A 16,391-nucleotide genomic window follows, 5' to 3' on the forward strand; every position below is an offset into this window, starting at 1 on the left:
TCGGAGGCGTCTGAAAAGACACTACTATGATAATTCTGGGAGCGCCTGGTAGCGCGACAGCACGCGGTCGCGAACGTCGGCCATCGGGACGCCGGTGGCGCGGGCGAGCGCGAGCGCACCGCCCATCGCGACGCCCTCCTTGGCCTCACCGCGGACGTAGCCGTCGAACGCCGGATGGTCGCCCTCGTCGAACCCCGGGTCGGTGACCGTCACCGACAGGTCCAGCGACTCGGCGACGGCGTCGAGGTCAACCGAGGTGTCCGCGGCCACGAAGCTCGTCGTCGCCAGTTCGAGCCGCCCCTCGACGCCGGCGTGGCGCACCAGCGTCGCCACCGTCGCCATCTGGGTCCCACCGGCCAGCGTCACCGCCGTGTCGGTCTCCAGACAGCCCAGCGCGGTCCCCGCGACCACGGCGAGTACCGGATCACCCATCCGTCGGAGCGCGACCTTCGGCTCGCCCGCCGCCGCCCCCTCGTCGAGACCGCTCGTCACCAGGCCCTCGGCGACCACCTCGCGCTTTCGCTCGAGTGGGTTCTCCGGGAGCGAGGAGGAGACACCGACCCCCGCCCCCCGGCCTTCGCGCTCGCCCAGCGCCGCCTGGACGCCCAGCGCGGTCGTCGTCCCGCCGGGGATCGACTCGCCGAGATAGATCGCCTCGTCCGGGAGCGCCCGCCCGAACTGTCGCGCCGCCTCGAAGGCGCCGTGCGCCGTCGAGACCGGGTCTTCCTCGCGGACGTCGCCTCCGGGTCTGGCACCCACGGTCACCGTCGGCGCGCCCGTCGGCTCGGCCAGGCCGGCGTCGACGACGGTCAGGTCGAAATCAACCAGATCCCGCACGGCCCGGGTCACCAGCGCCGGCGTCGGCGTCCCGGTCGGACTCACCGGCACGACCGGCGCCCGGATCGGCTCGCCGTAGCTCACGATCTCCGCGTCGGCGCTCGGCGTGTGGACCATCGCGTCGGCGTCCGCCCCGGCCGCGCTGATCCCGTCGATCGTCGCCGTCTCCGTCGTCCCGACGGCCAGCACTACCCGCACTACTCGGTCCTCCGTGGAGCGCGGTCGAACTCTCTACCCACTCGGTCGGTCATACCGTCGGATTCGGCGGCGAGCGGTTAACTCCGTCGGCACCGGTGTCGGCCGTTCGAGAGTAGCGGTCGGGCAGCCGAGTACGTCCGCCGCGTGTTGCTCGCAGCAAACTGCGCGGGACCGGATCCGAACCGGACCCAGACGTGCTCGCTCGCAACGCTCGCTGCGCGCGACTGGTAGGGTTCATATCCGGTCCTGTTCTCTCACTCCGAACCGCTCGCTACGCTCGCGATTCTCCGTTCAGTGCGCGGGACCGGATTTGAACCGGCGGACCCCTACGGGACAGCGTCCTAAGCGCTGCGCCGTTTCCTGGCTTGGCTACCCGCGCCCAGTCGACGGTATCCCCGACGGCGACAAGAAGGTGTCGTTTGCCTCGACGGAGCGGTCAGTCGGCGAACTCGACGCCGCGGAACTCGAAGCGAGCGCCGCCGTCGTCGCTCTCGGTCACCGCGGCCTCCCAGCCGTGAGCGCGCGCGACCTGCCGGACGATCGCCAGGCCGTACCCGGTCCCGTCGGTGGTCGTCGAGTAGCCGGACTCGAACACGTCCCCGCGGTCCGCGGCCGGGATACCCCGGCCGTCGTCTTCGACGACGACACACCCGCGGCCGTCGACGCCGACCCTGACCTCTACCGTCCCGCGTCCGTCGCCGGTGGCCCCGTGGTCGGCCGCGTCCTCGGGAGCGTGCGATTGGGGGCTCGTCGGGCCGTGTTCCACGGCGTCCTGCTGAGCTTGCGAAGCAGGGCTCGTGGAACCGTGTTCCACGGCGTCCTGCTGAGCTTGCGAAGCAGGGCTCGTGGAACCGTGTTCCACGGCGTTGACGAACAGGTTCTCCAGCAACTGTGTCAACCGGCCGCGGTCGGCGACGACCGTCGCGTCGTCGGTGACGACCAGCGAGCTCTCGCCGGTGGCGACGTGGTCCCAGCCGCTGCGAGCGACCGCGTCGAGCGAAACTGGCTCGGTCTTCCCGAGTTCCTCACCCTGGCGAGCCATCTGGAGGAGGTCACGGAGCAGCTCGTCCATCCGGTCGAGCGCCGAGAGGGCGTCGTCGAGGTGGCGCTCGTCGCCGGTCTGGCGAGCCATCTCGATACGGTGTTTCACCGCGCCCATCGGGTTGCGTAGGTCGTGACCGATGACGCTGGCGAACTCGTTGAGCCGGTCGTTCTGCTCGCGCAACTGGCGCTCGCGCTCCTTCTGGTCGGTGATGTCGACGTAGACCGCGTAGCCGACGGGCCGCTCGCCGGACTCGACGGGGATGTTCCGGAAGAGGAACTCACGGTTCCCGTCGGTGGTCTCGCGCTCGATCTCGACGTGGAGGCGCTCGCCGGCGCGGACTCGCTCGTCGAGCGACGCCGCCTCGTCGCCCTTTCCCTCGGGCACGACCAGGTCGTTGAGCGGTTCGCCGACGGCGACCCCCGGCTCGTAGCCGAACGTCTCGACGAACGCCCGGTTGGCCGATTCGACGACGGGTTCGCCCTCGACGAACGCGTACTCGATGACCGGGTCCGGCGTGTCGGCGAACAGCGCGTCGAGTCGCCGCTTCGCCCCCCGGTCGCGCTCGTTGGCACCATCGCGTTCGATCGCGCGGTCGACGGCGCTTACGAGCGCACGGTCCGACGACGCGGGCACGTACTCGTCGGCGCCGGCGGCGACCGTCCGATGGGCGAGCGACTCGTCGCCGGCGCGTGCGAACACGACGACCGGCGGAGCGTGCTCGCTCTCCTCGACCGCTTCGACCGTCTCGACCGCTTCGATCGCCGAGCGCGCGTCGGTGTCGCAGACTGCACACCGGGGTCGCTCGGCTGCGACCGCGGCTGCGGCCGACTCGGGCGACGACCGGACGACCGCGTAGCCGGCCCGCTCCAGCCGTTCGGGGCCGCCGGTCCCGTCCGGCCCCGTTTCCCCCTCGGTCGCCGACCGCTCGCCGACCCACAGTACCCGCACCCCGTCGCTCATTGTCCACCACTGTGTCCCCCGCTCGTTTACATGTATCGGCCTGGTTGCCGGAACTGATAGCGTCGCTCAGTCCCGCGCCGACCCGCGCTGTTCCGTTCCACCCCGTCGGCGTCAGTGGGTCGCACCGACGTTCTCTAGACTTTCCGGGCAGGCCGGGTCGGGCTCGATGTTCGCGTACTCGACGACGCGCCGGCCCAGCGTCCGCACGCGTTCGGCGTCGCGCTCCTCGCGCAGCCGCTCGCCGTCGAACTTCGACCGAACCGTCGGGAGCGCGACCTGGTGCGGGACGACCCAGGCGTTGAGAGCCCGGCAGACCGACCGCAGGTGGTCCAGCGAGGTGATCGGGAAGGATCCGCCGGCGACACAGAGCAAGCCGACGGTGGCGTGTTCGAACTCGTCGAACCCGCAGTAGTCCAGCGCGGTCTTGAGCACCGACGAGTACGACCCGTGATAGACGGGCGTCCCGAGGACGACCGAGTCCGCCCGTCTCACTCGCTCGCGCAGTTCCGCGGCGTCACCGGCGTCGCGGTCGTCGCCGTCGAACAGGGGCAGGTCCAGCTCCCGAAGGTCCAACAGGTCGACGCTGGCACCCCGGTTCTCGGCCTCGTCGAGCGCGATTCGCAGTGCCTTGCGCGTGTAGCTCTCCTCGCGGAGACTGCCGCAGAGAGCGACGACGTGGGGTCGGTCTGGCATACCGGTACTCCGACGGGACCGGAAAAAAAGTCTCGCCAGTTCGGCTCGCCGCGCGCCGCTCACCGTGCCAGGCTGGCGACGCCGGCCTCGTGGTCGAACGCGACCAGACCGTCGTCGTCGAGATCCGAGAGGAGGCCGGCGAGCCACTCGCGGCCGTACTCGCCGTCGGGCGCGTAGTCGACACGGATCTTCGGGCCGAGTTCGTCCAGCGCGAGCTCGTCTGACCGGCCGAGGACGTTCACGACTCGCCCGCGCATCTGCCGGCGACTCCCCTCGAAGTCGGGTTGGGTCGGCACGTCCGGCGCCGTGAAATCACCCGTCGCGTAGGCGTGACACCACTCGCGCCACGGGCAACTCGCCTCGTCGCAGGTGGGCGTCTTCTCGCAGGCTACCCCGCCCAGTTCCATGATCGCGTTGTTCCACACCCGTGATTCGCCCTCTGGCATCAGTTCCGAAGCGACTCGCTCGAAGGTGTCGTCGTCGTCCGGCACGTCGAACGCGCGGTAGAGCACCCGTTTGACGTTCGTGTCGACCACGGCGTTCCCGTTATTAAAGGCGAAGCTCGCGACGGCGTTGGCGGTATAGGGCCCGACGCCCATCAGATCGGAGAGTTCGTCCGGTTCCTCGGGGAACTCGCCGCCGTAGTTACCCTCGACCTGGCCCGCGGCCTCGTGGAGGTACTTCGCGCGGTTGTTGTAGCCGAGGCTGTGGTCGCTCCAAAACCCCACCACGTCGGCGCGGTCGGCGGCCGCGAGATCCGCGGTCGTCGGCCACCGATCCAGGAAGGCCTCCCAAGCGGCGACCACCCGCGAGAGCTGGGTCTGCTGGCTCATCACCTCGGAGACGAGGATCTCGTAGGGGTCGTCGGTGCGCCGCCAGGGGAAGTCGCGGTGGTCGGCCTCGTACCACGTCACCAGCGCGTCGCGGACGGCGTCGGCGTCGTCGGGCAGGAACGCGTCCGCGTCTGGACCGGCGTCGGCGTCACTCATCGACAGTCGGTATCGGTCGGACCCGCTTGTGGGTGGCGATCGCTGACGGGCCAGACCGCGAAAACGGCGTCAGACCGTCGCTGTGAACGCGGGCGCGGCAGCCACGAAGGCGCCGACGACCGACTGGAGCGCGTTCGAGACGGCGGCGACGACCGTCTCCCAGATAGAAACGTCCGTGACGATGGCGAGGAACGTGTCGAGACCGAAGAAGAAGAACACGCTCGCGCCGAACAGGTGGGCCTTCGCCGCGTCGAACCGATGGGCGAACGTGCTGAAGAAGTACGCGTTGGCGAGGCTGATCGGGACGATGACGAGCATCTCCCCCACCCAGATGCCGGGGTGGGCACCGTACTGGACGGCGAGGCTGATCGTGACGATCTGGGTCTTGTCGCCGAACTCGCCGACCGCCATCAGCACGAATATCGGCAGGAAGCTCCCGAAGCGGTCGGGCACGTCCCGGCCCAGCACCGACACGTCGAGGTCCCCGCTCCCCCCGACGCCCGCGTACCCGCCGTCGGTCTCTGCCGCGACGGCCTCGGCGGACGGCTCGGCGTCGGGGCGGGCGCGACCTCCCTCGGGGATCGACCGGACCAGCAGGACCCCGAACAGCAGGAACAGTCCCCCGGAGATAGCGTCGAGGTACACCGGCGGGAGCGCGCCCTTCAGCGCCTGGCCGAACCAGATCTCCAGCGCCGTCCACCCGGCGAACGCCAGCCCAGCCGCGCCGACGACCGTCAGCGGCCGGAACCGCGTCGACAACCCCGCGATGATGAACTGGACCTTCTCCCCTGGCAGGACGATCAGCTGCGCCACCATCGCCGCGAACATCACCGTCAGAAACCCGTCCACGACTGACTCACCCCCTTCCGACCGGGTGACCACACGGCGGTGATCCGCCGGACGGGCTGCACGTGACGCATCATATCCCCAAATTAGACCCGTCTAAATCAAAAGCCTGGCGAACGCGGTACCGGGCGACTGTGAGCGAACCGATCGGGGTGGCCACCGTCCGACGGCGTCAGTCCGGTGCGACCACGTCGGCGCGGTCGAGCGGGGACGCCTCCGTCCAGTAGCGCTCGAAGGCGCTGTCGGCCCACTCGCGGACGACGGGGTCGTCGGTGTCGATGGACGCGCGGAGGACGCCGCTGTCGTCGCGGACCAGCAGGTGGACGCGGTCGTCCGCGACGGTCCCGGCGACCGGGACGCCCGCCGAGCGGACGCTGACGGTCGCGGCTTCCGCGTCGACGAGCGCGAGCAGATGCTCTCGAAGCGTCGCGTCGCTCGCGAGCGCCTCGACCGCACCGGGCGAGAAGACGCCGCGGAATCGAACCGTCTCGTCGGTCGCCCGGTCGGCCATCAGCGAGAGCGTCTGTTCGTTGAACGCGTGGGAGAAGGCCCGGACCTCCGCGGCGTCGCGCTCCAGGTCGAGCAGTCGCTGGACCGGCGCGTTCGGGCGAGTCCCCGTCGGGACGGTGATCGTCGCGTCGGTCAGGCGGGCGAGGTCGAACTCCAGCTCGTCGGTGGGGAGGTACGCGACGATGTCGCGCAGATCGCGTTCGAGATCGAGCGCTTCCAGCAGGTCCGAGAACGCGTCGGCCACGAGTCGCCCCGTCGCCGTCGATTCGTAGCCGCCCTCGCTCCGCTGGACCCACGACCGGTCCTCGAAGTCGGCCAGGATCCGCCCGAGCGTCGCCTGCGAGGCGCCGGTCTCCTCGGCCAGGTCCGACCTGCTCCGCGAGCCGGCCGCCAGCGACTGTAACACCGCCACGCGGTTGGCCGAGAGCGCGAGGAACTCCACGTCTTCGAGCGCCGCATCCATACCGGGAGTGGCACACCTCGGGGTAAACAGTTTTCGGGCCGACCGAGCCGCCCCTCGTCGCTCGACTCGCCGGCCGATTTCACGGCGTGACAGGCTTTCAGCCCGTGCAAGCACGACGATCGATGCGGCGTTTCCCCGCCGCTCAAAAATTTCTAAACGGGACTATAAGGCCCCCTATCGTACGATTTGTTACGATGTCCTCTCGCTCACTCTACTCACAGTCGGTTCGGTCGGCGTGTGCTACCCGGTCGTCACGTTCGGGTGCGACCGGTCGGGGCCCCTCGGAGGTGGCGTGGTGATCGACCGCCGCACCGTCGTGGCCTTTCTCGCGACCAGCGTGCTGTTCGGCGGGACGTTCGTCGCGGCGAAGGCGGGGCTGGACAGCTTCCCACCGCTGCTGTTCGTCGCGCTCCGGTTCGACGTGGCGGCCCTGGCGCTGGCGGCCTTCGTCGTTCTGACCCGCTCACGCGAAGCGCTCGTCCCCCGGACCCGGGGCGACCTCGGCGGGATCGTCGCGACGGGGCTGTTCGCTATCGGCCTGACGAACGCCCTGCTGTTCGTCGGCCAGCAGTACGTCACCAGCGGCGTGGGCGCCATCATCGCCAGCCTCAACCCCATCCTGACGCCCGTCTTCGCCGCGTTCCTGCTCGCCGACGAGCGTCTCTCGGCGCGCGGGGCCGTCGGCATGGCGCTGGGCCTGCTCGGCGTCGGCCTCGTCGCCAACCCCGATCCCGCGACGCTGCTCTCGGGCGGTCTGTTCGGCGAGGCGGTCATGCTCGTCAGCGCGACCTGCGGCGCGCTCGGCTCGGTGCTGATCCGGCGAGCCGACGCCGACCTCGACAGCACCGTCCGGACCGCCTGGGGCCTCCCGCTGGCCGCACTGGTCACCCACGCCCTGAGCGTCGCCGCCGGCGAGTCGGTCGCCGCGGTCTCCTGGACGCCCCGGGCCCTGCTCGCGCTGGGGTACGTCGCCCTGTTCGCCGGTGCGCTCGCCTACATCGCGTACTTCGGACTCATCGACTCCGTCGGGGCGATCCGGGCCAACCTCGCGTTCTACGTCGTCCCGGTCGTCGCGACGCTCGGCGGGTGGGCGCTGCTGGGCGAGACCATCTCGGGACTCGCCGTCGCCGGCTTCCTCGTCGTCTTCGCCGGCTTCGCCGTCATCGGAAGCGAGTCGTTCGCCCAGCCCGGCCTCCGGGAGACGCTTCCGGGGCGCCTGCTCGCCTCCGAGAGCCTGCGCTCGCTCGACGACGCCTACGCGACCGACGGCGGGACCGCCTCAGCCGACCCCCACTCTGTGAGCGACTGCCGGATCGACGGCAGCGGGCCGGGCTGTCCCGCCGACGACTGACCCTCCTCCGACGCACCGACCCACCGCCAGCCGCCTTCGCGTCACTCCCCTTCGAACTCGGGCTCGCGGCTCGCGACGAACGCGCGGACGCCCTCCTCGTGGTCGTCGGTCGACGCGGAGACGATCTGGGCGGCGGCCTCGTTCCGGACCGCTTCGTCGAACGAACTCGTCGGTCCCTGCTCGACGAGCCGCTTCGACTGTTTCAGCGCGACCGTCGGTCCCGAGGCGATCCGGTCGACCATCCCCGCGACGCGCCCCTCGAACGCCTCGTCGGCGTAGACGTGGTTGAACAGGCCCACCTCCTCCGCGCGGTCGGCGTCGATGAGTTCGCCGGTGTACAGCAGCTCCTTCGCGACGTTCTCGCCGACGATCCGCGGGAGCAGGTGCGAGGCGCCCGAATCGACGTTGAGGCCGACCTGGCGGAAGCCGAAGCTGATCGACGCCGACTCGCTGGCCAGCAGGAGGTCGCAGGCGACCGCGAGCGCGCCGCCGGCGCCGTAGGCGGGGCCGTGGATCTTCGCGACGGTGGGCAGGTTGCAGGTCGCGACCGCCCGCACCGCGCCGGCGGTCTCCTCGACGATGCGCTCGACGCGCTCGTGGGCCGGCACCGCACCGTCTCGCGGGTCGCGCTGCTCCCCGCTCGACCGTTCTGAGGGCTCGCTTCGCTCGCCCTCCAGCCCCTCGACCATCGCGTCGATGTCGCCGCCGGCGCAGAATGTAGGGCCGTTGCCCGCGAGGACGACGCAGCGGGCCTCGTCTGGGACCGCCTCGATCGCGTCGATGAGGTCGGTGGCGACGCCGCTGGTCAGCGCGTTGCGCATCTCGGGACGGTCGAGCGTGACCGTCGCGACGCCCTCGGCAACGTCGAGCGTGACGTGTTCCATGGCCCCACCGTGGGCCGCCGCCCCGTTAAGCGTGCGTGGCGATGGCGCGCGCCCGACCGCTTGCTCACCGCGCCCGACCGACGCCGGTCGGTCCGTCGGTCGTCGGCCCCACACTCGTTTGGGGGTATTTTGAGGGACGAGTCCGGAGTCGTGACCGTATGAGAGTTCACTGGCACCGTCGCGACCTGCGGGCGGCGGACAACCGCGGCCTCGCCGGCGCGGCCGGGCTGCTCGAAGACGTGCCCGCCGACGGCCCGGTCGTCCCGCTGTTCGTCTTCGACCGCGACGTGCTCGCCCACGCCGGACCGCCCCGCGTCGCGTTCATGCTCGACGCGCTCGACTCGCTACGCGAGTGGTACCGCGACCGCGGGAGCGACCTCCTCGTTCGCCGTGGCGACCCTCGTGAGGTCGTCCCCGCCGTCGCCGACGAGTTCGACGCCGACGCCGTCACCTGGGGCGCCGAGGTCTCCGGGTTGGGTCGCGAGCGCGACGACGCCGTCGCGGCGGCCCTCGACGACGCCGGTGTGACCCACCGGGCTTTCGAGGACGCGCTGCTCCACGAGCCCGGCTCGATCCGCACCAACCAGGGGGAGGTGTACTCCGTGTTCACCTACTTCTGGAAGAAGTGGCGCGACCGGGAGAAAGAGTCGCCTGCCCCGGTGCCCGACGATTCCGATCTGGCCGAGGTCGACGACGGCGACGACACGCCCCTGCCGACGCTCGACGACCTCGGCTTCGACGAACCGGAGGCGGACGTACCGCCGGCGAGCACCGACGCGGCGCGCGACCTCCTCGACGCCTTCTGCGAGGGGGACGTGTACGACTACGACGACCGCCGGGACTACCCAGCCGACGAGTGTACCTCGCGGCTCTCGGCGCACCTGAAGTTCGGTACCATCGGCATCAGAGAGGTCCACGAGGCGGTCCGCGAGGCCAAGTCGGCCGCGGCGGGCGCCGACTACGACTCCGCCGAGGAGTTCGAGTCCCAGCTCGCCTGGCGGGAGTTCTACCACCACGTCCTCTGGAACGAGCCGAGCGTCGTCACGGAGAACTTCAAGTCCTACGAGCACGGCATCGAGTGGAACCACGACCCCGAGGCGCTACAGGCCTGGAAAGACGGCGAGACGGGCTATCCGATCGTCGACGCGGGGATGCGCCAGCTGCGCCGTGAGGCGTACATGCACAACCGCGTGCGCATGATTGTCGCCTCCTTTCTGACCAAGGATCTCCTGCTCGACTGGCGGGAGGGCTACGACTGGTTCCGCGAGAAGCTCGTCGACCACGACACCGGAAACGACAACGGCGGCTGGCAGTGGGCCGCCTCGACCGGCACGGACGCCCAGCCCTACTTCCGCGTGTTCAATCCGATGACACAGGGCGAACGCTACGACCCCGACGCCGAGTACATCCGCACGTACGTCCCCGAACTGGGCGACGTGCCGGCCGACGCGATCCACGAGTGGCACGAACTGGACCAGGGTCGCCGCGAGATGCTCGCGCCGGAGTACCCCGCACCGATCGTCGACCACAGCCAGCGCCGCGAACAGGCCATCGACATGTTCGAGCGGGCACGGGGGGAGTGAGCCCCGCGAACTCGACGAAAGATCGGGACGAGTCCGGCGAGAGATGCGCGGTGACCGACCCCGACAGTAATCACGTCGCCGCTCGTACGGTGGGGCGATGCGACTCGATGCGGACAACGCCGTGGCGTACCTCCGGGAGTCTGGCGTGATCCCTGCGGACGCGAGCGCGGCGGTCGAACCACTCGGCGGCGGCGTCTCGAACGCCGTCATCCGGGTCTCGTGGGCGGACGACGCGGTCGTCGCGAAACAGCCGTTCCCGGACCTCGACGTCGCGGAGCAGTGGCCTGCGGACGTGGCCCGCGTCCACAACGAGGCGGCCGCGGCGCGCGTCTACGGTGACGTCGCAACGGCCGTCGACGACCGCGGAATCCACGTGCCGGGCGTCCGTTTCGAGGACTCCGCGGAACACGTGATCGTCCTCGACGCCGCACCCCCTTCGGCCGAGACGTGGAAGGCCGACCTCCTCGCCGGCGAGGTCGACCCCGAGATCGCCACGCGACTCGGTGCGTTTCTCGCGGCCGTCCACGAGACCGCCGGCGGTGACCCCGAGGTCGAAGCCGCGTTCGACCGATACGAGCCCTTCGAACAGCTCAGGCTCGACCCGTACCACCGCACCGTCGCGGAGCGCCACCCCGACCTCGCCGACCGCATCGAGCGCGAGGTCGAGCGGATCCGCACGACGCGCTCGACGCTCGTCCACGGCGACTACAGCCCGAAGAACGTCCTCGTCGACGAGTCGACCGGGGACACTCGGCTGTGGGTGCTCGACTTCGAGGTGGCCCACTGGGGCGACCCGATCTTCGACCTCGCGTTCGTCTGCTCGCACCTGTGCATCAAGTCGGTGTACCGGGCCGAGCACGGCGAGCAGTACGTCGCCGCGGCCGAGTCGCTGCTGGCGGCGTACCGCGACGCCGTCGGACTCCCGGCCGAACGCGAACGCCACTTCCTGACCGAACTCGGACTCTTGCTCGTCGCGCGGGTCGACGGGAAGTCACCCGTCGAGTACGTCGAGCGCGAGTCGACGGCGGAACTGATCCGGACGCTCGGCCGGCGGTCGCTGACCGGTGACGTCGAGACGTTCGACGAGTTCGCCTCGATACGACGCGCGGAACTGGAGACAGTATGACGAAACGAACACGGACGGAGACCGAGAGGGACTGGCATCGATGACGGAGATAACCGACGTGCGGGCGTGGGAGGTGCTCGATTCCCGGGGCGACCCGACGGTCCGGGCCGCGGTCGAGGCGGGCGACGTGACCGGCCGGTTCACCGTCCCGGCGGGCGCGAGTACCGGACGCCACGAGGCGGTCGAGCGCCGCGACGGCGGCGACCGCTACCGCGGATTGGGCGTCCGTGACGCCGTCGCGGCCGTGAACGACGACCTCGCACCGCTGGTCACGGGTCGCGACGCGACCGACCAGTCCGAGCTAGACGCGGCGATGGTCGACCACGACGGCACGGCGTCGCTCGAACGACTGGGCGCCAACGCCGTCCTCGCGGTGTCCGGTGCGGTCGCTCGCGCCGCGAGCGCGGCGACGGATCGACCGCTCCACGACCACCTGGCCGCGACTCACGACACCGCGCAGTCGCTCCCACTCCCGATGGTGAACGTGATCAGCGGCGGCCTCCACGCCGAGGGCGGTATCGAGGTGCAGGACTTCCTCGTCGTCCCGACGGGCGCGGAGACGTACGGCGAGGCGCTGGAGGCCGCCTGGGACGTCCGGCGAGCGGTCCGCGACGGGATCGTCGCAGACGGCCACCGGCCGCTCGTGGCCGACGAGGGCGGCTTCGCCCCGCCGCTCGCGAGGGTTCGAGACGCGTTCGAACGCCTCGTGAGGGGGATCGAGTCCGCCGGCTACGAACCCGGCCGCGACGCCGCGATCGCCGTCGACGTGGCGGCGAGTCACTTCTACGACGCGAACGCGGAGACGTACGAGATCGAAAGTGAGGGACGGACGCTCGACCGCGCGGGGATGGCCGACCTCGTCGCCGAGTGGGTGGACGCGTACCCCGTCGTCTCGGTCGAGGACCCGCTCGCAGAGGACGACTGGGACGGCTGGGTCGGGCTCGCCGACAGGCTCCCCGCGGGCGTGCAACTGCTCGGTGACGACCTGCTCGTCACGAACGCGGACCGGCTCGACCGGGCGTTCGAGCGCGGCGCGGCCTCGGCGGTACTGGTAAAACCCAACCAGGCCGGGACGCTGACCCGCGCCGTCGAGGTGGTCCGCGAGGCGGAGCGGGCGGGTCTCGCTCCAGTCGTCTCGGCGCGGTCGGGCGAGACCTGTGACGCGACGATCGCCGACCTCGCCGTCGGTCTCGGCGCCGGCCAGATCAAGATCGGCTCGCTGGCCCGCTCCGAACGACTCGCGAAGTACAACCGACTCCTCGAGATCGACCGGGAACGGTCGCTTCCGCTCGCCGACCCGTTCGGCGAGTGACCGCCGGTCGACCGCCGCTCGACGGCCCCGGCGACCCTCACTCCGCGGCGAAGGTGAACACCGGCTTGCAGGTCTCCGAGTCGAGGAACGTCTCGAAGGCTGTCTCGGGGTCCGCTGGCGAGAACGACGTGTCGACGATCTCGGCGGCGGCGACGGTCCCCGCGTCGAGGAGCGAGAGCGCCCGCTCGAAGTCGCGCCACACCGACCCGTAGGAGGTCTCGACCTGCACCTCGCTCCTGACGAGATCCGAGAGAGCGACCTCGCTGGCTTCGCCGGGGAGTCCGACGACGACGATCTGGCCGCCCTTGCGCACCCGTTCGACGGCCGTCTCGATCCCGCTCCGGTGGCCGGTGGTGTCGAAGACGACGTCGAATCCAACGCCGTCGGTCGCCTCGGCGGTGACCGTGCCGAGGTCCGTCTCGTCGAGATTCACCGCGTCGATGCCGAGTCGTTCGACCAGCGGGAGCCGGTACGCCGTGTCGGCGCCGAGGCCCGAGACGGTCACGTCGGCCCCGAGCGCGTCGGCGACCGTGGCGACGAGCACGCCGATGGGACCCGGCCCCTCGACGAGGGCGGTGTCGCCGGGCGTCAGGACCGACTGTTCGTAGACGGCTCGGGCGGCGACGCTCAGTGGTTCGGTGATCGCCGCGTGTTCGAGAGGGACTCCGTCGGGGACGACGTGCAGATTTTCGGGGTGCGCGACGGTGCGGTCGGCGTAGGAGCCGTCGCGGTGCATCCCTTTCACGGAAAAGGCCGCGCAGACGTTCTCCTGGCCGTTGCGACACTGGAAACACTGTCCACAGCGCCGCGTCGGGTCCTCGACGACGCGGTCGCCCGGTTCGACCTCGGTGACCGACTCGCCGACCGACTCGACGACGCCGGCGTACTCGTGGCCCATCACGCGCGGCAGTTGGACCCACTCGTAGCCGCCGTGATAGCGGTAGGCGTGGGCGTCGCTCCCGCAGACGCCAGTCGCGTGGACCGCGACGCGGGCCTCCTCGGGACCGATGGCGGGCGGTTCGCGCTCCGATACGTCGACTGATTCCGGTCCGGTTTGCACGATGGCTCTCATGGGTTAGGAGGCTCCGACACCCCGGTCGTCGGTCGACGATTCGTCGCCAACTGATAAAACACCACCGCGACCAGACCTATCGGGACGGACGATCGGCCGGTTCGAACGCTGCGGTCGAATCGCTCGAATCGGCCGGCTCCAGCGCTGCTCCGTTCTCCCCTTCCTCAAAGTTTAACAGGAATCCAGCCGACCATACGAACGGAGGAGATCTCTATGCCAGAACATTCCGATCCCGAGCTTCCGCCGCTCCCGTACGACTACGACGCGCTCGAGCCGCATATCAGCGAGCAGGTGCTGACGTGGCATCACGACACCCACCATCAGGGGTACGTCAACGGTCTCGAATCCGCCGAGGAGACACTCGCCGAGAACCGCGAAGCGGGCGAGTTCGGCTCGTCGGCCGGCGCGATCGGCAACGTCACCCACAACGGCTGTGGCCACTATCTGCACACGCTGTTCTGGGAGAACATGGACCCGAACGGCGGCGGCGAGCCCGACGGTGACCTGGCCGACCGCATCGAGGAGGACTTCGGTTCCTACGAAGGCTGGAAGGGCGAGTTCGAGGCCGCTGCCGGCGCCGCCGGTGGCTGGGCGCTGCTCGTGTACGACCCGGTCGCCAAGCAGCTGCGCAACGTGGCCGTCGACAAGCACGACCAGGGCGCTCTGTGGGGCGCACACCCCGTGTTGGCCCTGGACGTCTGGGAGCACTCGTACTACTACGACTACGGTCCGGACCGCGGCGACTTCATCGACAACTTCTTCGAGGTCGTCGACTGGGACGAGGTCGCCGACCAGTACGAGACCGCCGTCGGCCACTTCGAGTAACGACGAGTCAGTTCACCACGGTCATTTTTTGTGCCCGACCGGCCAGCCGCTGGTCTCCGCAGTTCGTCGGTACTCTACCGGGGCCACCGCTCGCGTTTCGAGGGCTTTAGGCGTCGACCGGCTGTACCCGAGTCCATGCCACGACCGAAAGACGACTTCGACGACCTGCGGCCCCTAAAGTTCCACGAACCGGCGGAAATACTCGACAGCGACGAACTGTACACCATCTACGAGATCGGTCGCCTGCTGCAGGGGCTCGACGCGGAGGCCGAGCTGGACATCGAGACGGAGAACGTCCTGCTGGACTGGGCCATTCCATGGATGATGGGCCACAGCGAGCAGTTCGTCTTCGCCGAACCGGAGGCCGACGACGAGCCGGGGTACTACGGGCTGGCGCCCGGTGTCGACGCCGAGGACACCGCCGAGCAATGATGCGCGAACGGGACCGGGAACCGGGGGAGCGACCGGAACGGGAGCGCGACCGATGAGACTGCTCGTCGCCGGCGGCGCCCGGGTCGACGCCGGGAAGACCACCTTCTCGACGGGGCTGGTCGAGCGGACGGGGGCGGTCGGGTACAAGCCCCGCGCCGGTAACGACTACTGGTTCGACCACGACGACTATCTGGAAGCGACCGCTAACGGCCGCCTCTACGGCAAGGACGCACGCACGCTCGCCGCGGCCAGCGCCGCCGACGTGCGACCCGAGGATATCAACGCCGTCCACCGGCTCTGGCGACCCAGCCCGGGCGGCGGGAGCGGACTGCTCGGCAAGGACGACCGGGAGTTCCTCGTCGACCGCGTCGGCGAGTCGTTCGTCGTCAACGGGACCGTCGACCTCCCCGAGTCGGTCCGCGAGGCGCTCGCGCTCGCCGACGCGCCGCGGGTCTCGACCGTCGCGGGGTTCAACGAGGTGATGACCGATCGGCACCTCGCAGAGCAGCGCGCGCTGCGCGAGAAGATCGAGTCGGCCGACCGCGCGGTCGTCGAGTCCTACGCCGACGTGGCCCGACCGTTCCGCGAGATCGACCCCGACGCCGTCGCCGTGGTCGAACCCGGTCGGGTCCGCGTGTACGACGGCGACCGCTACGCGAAGGGCTGTGCCATCGCCAGCGGCGGCCCCGACGCCGGGCAACTGGAAGAGCGGGTCGGCGACGTGACCGGCCTGATCGAACCGACGACCGACGCCCGGCTGCCGCCGCTCTCGAAAGCCGAGCGGGGCGACCCCGCTGCCGTCGCCGACGCCTACGACCACGCCTACGACGCCGTTCTCGCCGCCGCCTTCGACTGACCCGACCGGACGTGCTCGACGCGACCCGGGAATCGACCGCCATGCGTTCGTCGTGGATTTATGTCCCTCGGATCCGTAGGGAGCGGTGATGTACAGCGCCCGCGATCAGGTCGAGAACTCAGAGTGGCTCGACGAGGTCGAAGCGACCGCCGAGCGCCTCGACATGGACGAGGCCGCTCGGTCGCGGGCGGCCGACCTGTTCCTCTCGAACGTCCCCGAGACCGACCGCTCGAAGCGGGCGGTCCTCGCGACGAGCGTCTACGTCGCCGGGCTCGTCGAAGGCGACGGTCGCAGCCAGCAGCGCGTCGCCGAGGTCGCCGACGTCTCCCGGCTCACGATCTCGAAGCGCTACGAGGCGATGCTCGAGAGTCAGGGACTGGACGCGCCGAGCTGGTAGTCGTCCTCGGAG

The 16,391-nt window shown here is 70.2% G+C and carries 16 protein-coding genes and 1 tRNA gene; 8 read left to right on the forward strand and 9 right to left on the reverse strand.

The window, feature by feature from the left end; translation table 11 throughout:
- Positions 1-24 precede the first annotated feature (24 nt).
- From I7X12_RS17100 to I7X12_RS17130, 7 genes are all read right to left on the reverse strand, one after another.
- Positions 25-1,035, reverse strand: coding sequence for a nicotinate-nucleotide--dimethylbenzimidazole phosphoribosyltransferase (locus I7X12_RS17100; RefSeq protein ID WP_198061239.1), 1,011 nt, complete (start codon positions 1,033-1,035; stop codon positions 25-27).
- A gap of 295 nt (positions 1,036-1,330) precedes the next feature.
- Positions 1,331-1,414 (reverse strand) — tRNA-Leu (locus tag I7X12_RS17105).
- Between the two features lie 57 nt (positions 1,415-1,471).
- On the reverse strand, positions 1,472-3,040 hold the full coding sequence (locus I7X12_RS17110) for a receiver/sensor box histidine kinase (protein WP_198061240.1): 1,569 nt from the start codon (positions 3,038-3,040) through the stop codon (positions 1,472-1,474).
- Between the two features lie 111 nt (positions 3,041-3,151).
- Positions 3,152-3,733 carry an NADPH-dependent FMN reductase gene (locus I7X12_RS17115; RefSeq protein ID WP_198061241.1) on the reverse strand — a complete coding sequence of 194 codons (582 nt, stop codon included), beginning with the start codon at positions 3,731-3,733 and terminating at the stop codon, positions 3,152-3,154.
- Positions 3,734-3,792: 59 nt separating this feature from the next.
- Positions 3,793-4,722, reverse strand: coding sequence for an A/G-specific adenine glycosylase (locus I7X12_RS17120; protein ID WP_198061242.1), 930 nt, complete (start codon positions 4,720-4,722; stop codon positions 3,793-3,795).
- Between the two features lie 69 nt (positions 4,723-4,791).
- Positions 4,792-5,571 carry a TMEM165/GDT1 family protein gene (locus I7X12_RS17125; RefSeq protein WP_232342893.1) on the reverse strand — a complete coding sequence of 260 codons (780 nt, stop codon included), beginning with the start codon at positions 5,569-5,571 and terminating at the stop codon, positions 4,792-4,794.
- Between the two features lie 169 nt (positions 5,572-5,740).
- Positions 5,741-6,541 carry a helix-turn-helix transcriptional regulator gene (locus I7X12_RS17130; RefSeq protein ID WP_198061243.1) on the reverse strand — a complete coding sequence of 267 codons (801 nt, stop codon included), beginning with the start codon at positions 6,539-6,541 and terminating at the stop codon, positions 5,741-5,743.
- 295 nt (positions 6,542-6,836) lie between these two features.
- Here I7X12_RS17130 and I7X12_RS17135 point away from each other — a divergent pair, with 295 nt between their 5' ends.
- A complete protein-coding gene (locus I7X12_RS17135; protein WP_198061244.1) occupies positions 6,837-7,892 on the forward strand; it encodes a DMT family transporter in 1,056 nt (351 codons plus the stop codon).
- 41 nt (positions 7,893-7,933) lie between these two features.
- Here I7X12_RS17135 and I7X12_RS17140 read toward each other — a convergent pair whose 3' ends face one another.
- Positions 7,934-8,776, reverse strand: a complete 843-nt coding sequence (locus I7X12_RS17140) for an enoyl-CoA hydratase/isomerase family protein (protein ID WP_198061245.1) — start codon at positions 8,774-8,776, stop codon at positions 7,934-7,936.
- Between the two features lie 158 nt (positions 8,777-8,934).
- Between I7X12_RS17140 and I7X12_RS17145 the strand changes: the two genes are divergently transcribed.
- The 3 genes from I7X12_RS17145 to eno all read left to right on the forward strand — a co-directional run bounded on the left by I7X12_RS17145 (position 8,935) and on the right by eno (position 12,797).
- Positions 8,935-10,359 carry a cryptochrome/photolyase family protein gene (locus tag I7X12_RS17145; protein WP_198061246.1) on the forward strand — a complete coding sequence of 475 codons (1,425 nt, stop codon included), beginning with the start codon at positions 8,935-8,937 and terminating at the stop codon, positions 10,357-10,359.
- A 97-nt stretch (positions 10,360-10,456) separates the two neighbouring features.
- Positions 10,457-11,485 carry a phosphotransferase family protein gene (locus tag I7X12_RS17150; RefSeq protein WP_198061247.1) on the forward strand — a complete coding sequence of 343 codons (1,029 nt, stop codon included), beginning with the start codon at positions 10,457-10,459 and terminating at the stop codon, positions 11,483-11,485.
- A gap of 40 nt (positions 11,486-11,525) precedes the next feature.
- The gene (eno, locus tag I7X12_RS17155) at positions 11,526-12,797 is read left to right on the forward strand and encodes a phosphopyruvate hydratase (RefSeq protein ID WP_198061248.1); all 1,272 of its coding nucleotides are present in this window, start codon (positions 11,526-11,528) and stop codon (positions 12,795-12,797) included.
- Between the two features lie 37 nt (positions 12,798-12,834).
- Here eno and I7X12_RS17160 read toward each other — a convergent pair whose 3' ends face one another.
- Positions 12,835-13,869, reverse strand: a complete 1,035-nt coding sequence (locus I7X12_RS17160) for a zinc-dependent alcohol dehydrogenase (protein WP_198061249.1) — start codon at positions 13,867-13,869, stop codon at positions 12,835-12,837.
- 213 nt (positions 13,870-14,082) lie between these two features.
- Here I7X12_RS17160 and sod point away from each other — a divergent pair, with 213 nt between their 5' ends.
- The 4 genes from sod to I7X12_RS17180 all read left to right on the forward strand — a co-directional run bounded on the left by sod (position 14,083) and on the right by I7X12_RS17180 (position 16,379).
- Entirely contained in the window at positions 14,083-14,694 is a 612-nt protein-coding gene (sod, locus tag I7X12_RS17165) for a superoxide dismutase (protein WP_198061250.1), read from the forward strand.
- Positions 14,695-14,829: 135 nt separating this feature from the next.
- On the forward strand, positions 14,830-15,126 hold the full coding sequence (locus I7X12_RS17170; RefSeq protein WP_198061251.1) for a DUF5827 family protein: 297 nt from the start codon (positions 14,830-14,832) through the stop codon (positions 15,124-15,126).
- Positions 15,127-15,178: 52 nt separating this feature from the next.
- Entirely contained in the window at positions 15,179-15,982 is an 804-nt protein-coding gene (locus tag I7X12_RS17175) for an ATPase (RefSeq protein ID WP_198061252.1), read from the forward strand.
- 88 nt (positions 15,983-16,070) lie between these two features.
- Entirely contained in the window at positions 16,071-16,379 is a 309-nt protein-coding gene (locus tag I7X12_RS17180; protein ID WP_198061253.1) for a transcription initiation factor IIB family protein, read from the forward strand.
- The last annotated feature ends 12 nt before the right edge of the window (positions 16,380-16,391 follow it).

The sequence above is a fragment of the Halosimplex litoreum genome (assembly GCF_016065055.1).
Classification (GTDB): Archaea; Halobacteriota; Halobacteria; order Halobacteriales; family Haloarculaceae; genus Halosimplex; species Halosimplex litoreum.

Coding starts and splice junctions, on each gene's coding strand:
- I7X12_RS17150 (WP_198061247.1), top strand. CDS start 10,457: ATGCGACTCGATGCGGACAACGCCGTGGCGTACCTCCGGGAGTCTGGC.
- I7X12_RS17170 (WP_198061251.1), top strand. CDS start 14,830: ATGCCACGACCGAAAGACGACTTCGACGACCTGCGGCCCCTAAAGTTC.
- I7X12_RS17145 (WP_198061246.1), top strand. CDS start 8,935: ATGAGAGTTCACTGGCACCGTCGCGACCTGCGGGCGGCGGACAACCGC.
- I7X12_RS17130 (WP_198061243.1), bottom strand. CDS start 6,541: ATGGATGCGGCGCTCGAAGACGTGGAGTTCCTCGCGCTCTCGGCCAAC.
- I7X12_RS17175 (WP_198061252.1), top strand. CDS start 15,179: ATGAGACTGCTCGTCGCCGGCGGCGCCCGGGTCGACGCCGGGAAGACC.
- I7X12_RS17120 (WP_198061242.1), bottom strand. CDS start 4,722: ATGAGTGACGCCGACGCCGGTCCAGACGCGGACGCGTTCCTGCCCGAC.
- I7X12_RS17110 (WP_198061240.1), bottom strand. CDS start 3,040: ATGAGCGACGGGGTGCGGGTACTGTGGGTCGGCGAGCGGTCGGCGACC.
- eno (WP_198061248.1), top strand. CDS start 11,526: ATGACGGAGATAACCGACGTGCGGGCGTGGGAGGTGCTCGATTCCCGG.
- sod (WP_198061250.1), top strand. CDS start 14,083: ATGCCAGAACATTCCGATCCCGAGCTTCCGCCGCTCCCGTACGACTAC.
- I7X12_RS17180 (WP_198061253.1), top strand. CDS start 16,071: ATGTACAGCGCCCGCGATCAGGTCGAGAACTCAGAGTGGCTCGACGAG.
- I7X12_RS17160 (WP_198061249.1), bottom strand. CDS start 13,869: ATGAGAGCCATCGTGCAAACCGGACCGGAATCAGTCGACGTATCGGAG.
- I7X12_RS17140 (WP_198061245.1), bottom strand. CDS start 8,776: ATGGAACACGTCACGCTCGACGTTGCCGAGGGCGTCGCGACGGTCACG.
- I7X12_RS17115 (WP_198061241.1), bottom strand. CDS start 3,733: ATGCCAGACCGACCCCACGTCGTCGCTCTCTGCGGCAGTCTCCGCGAG.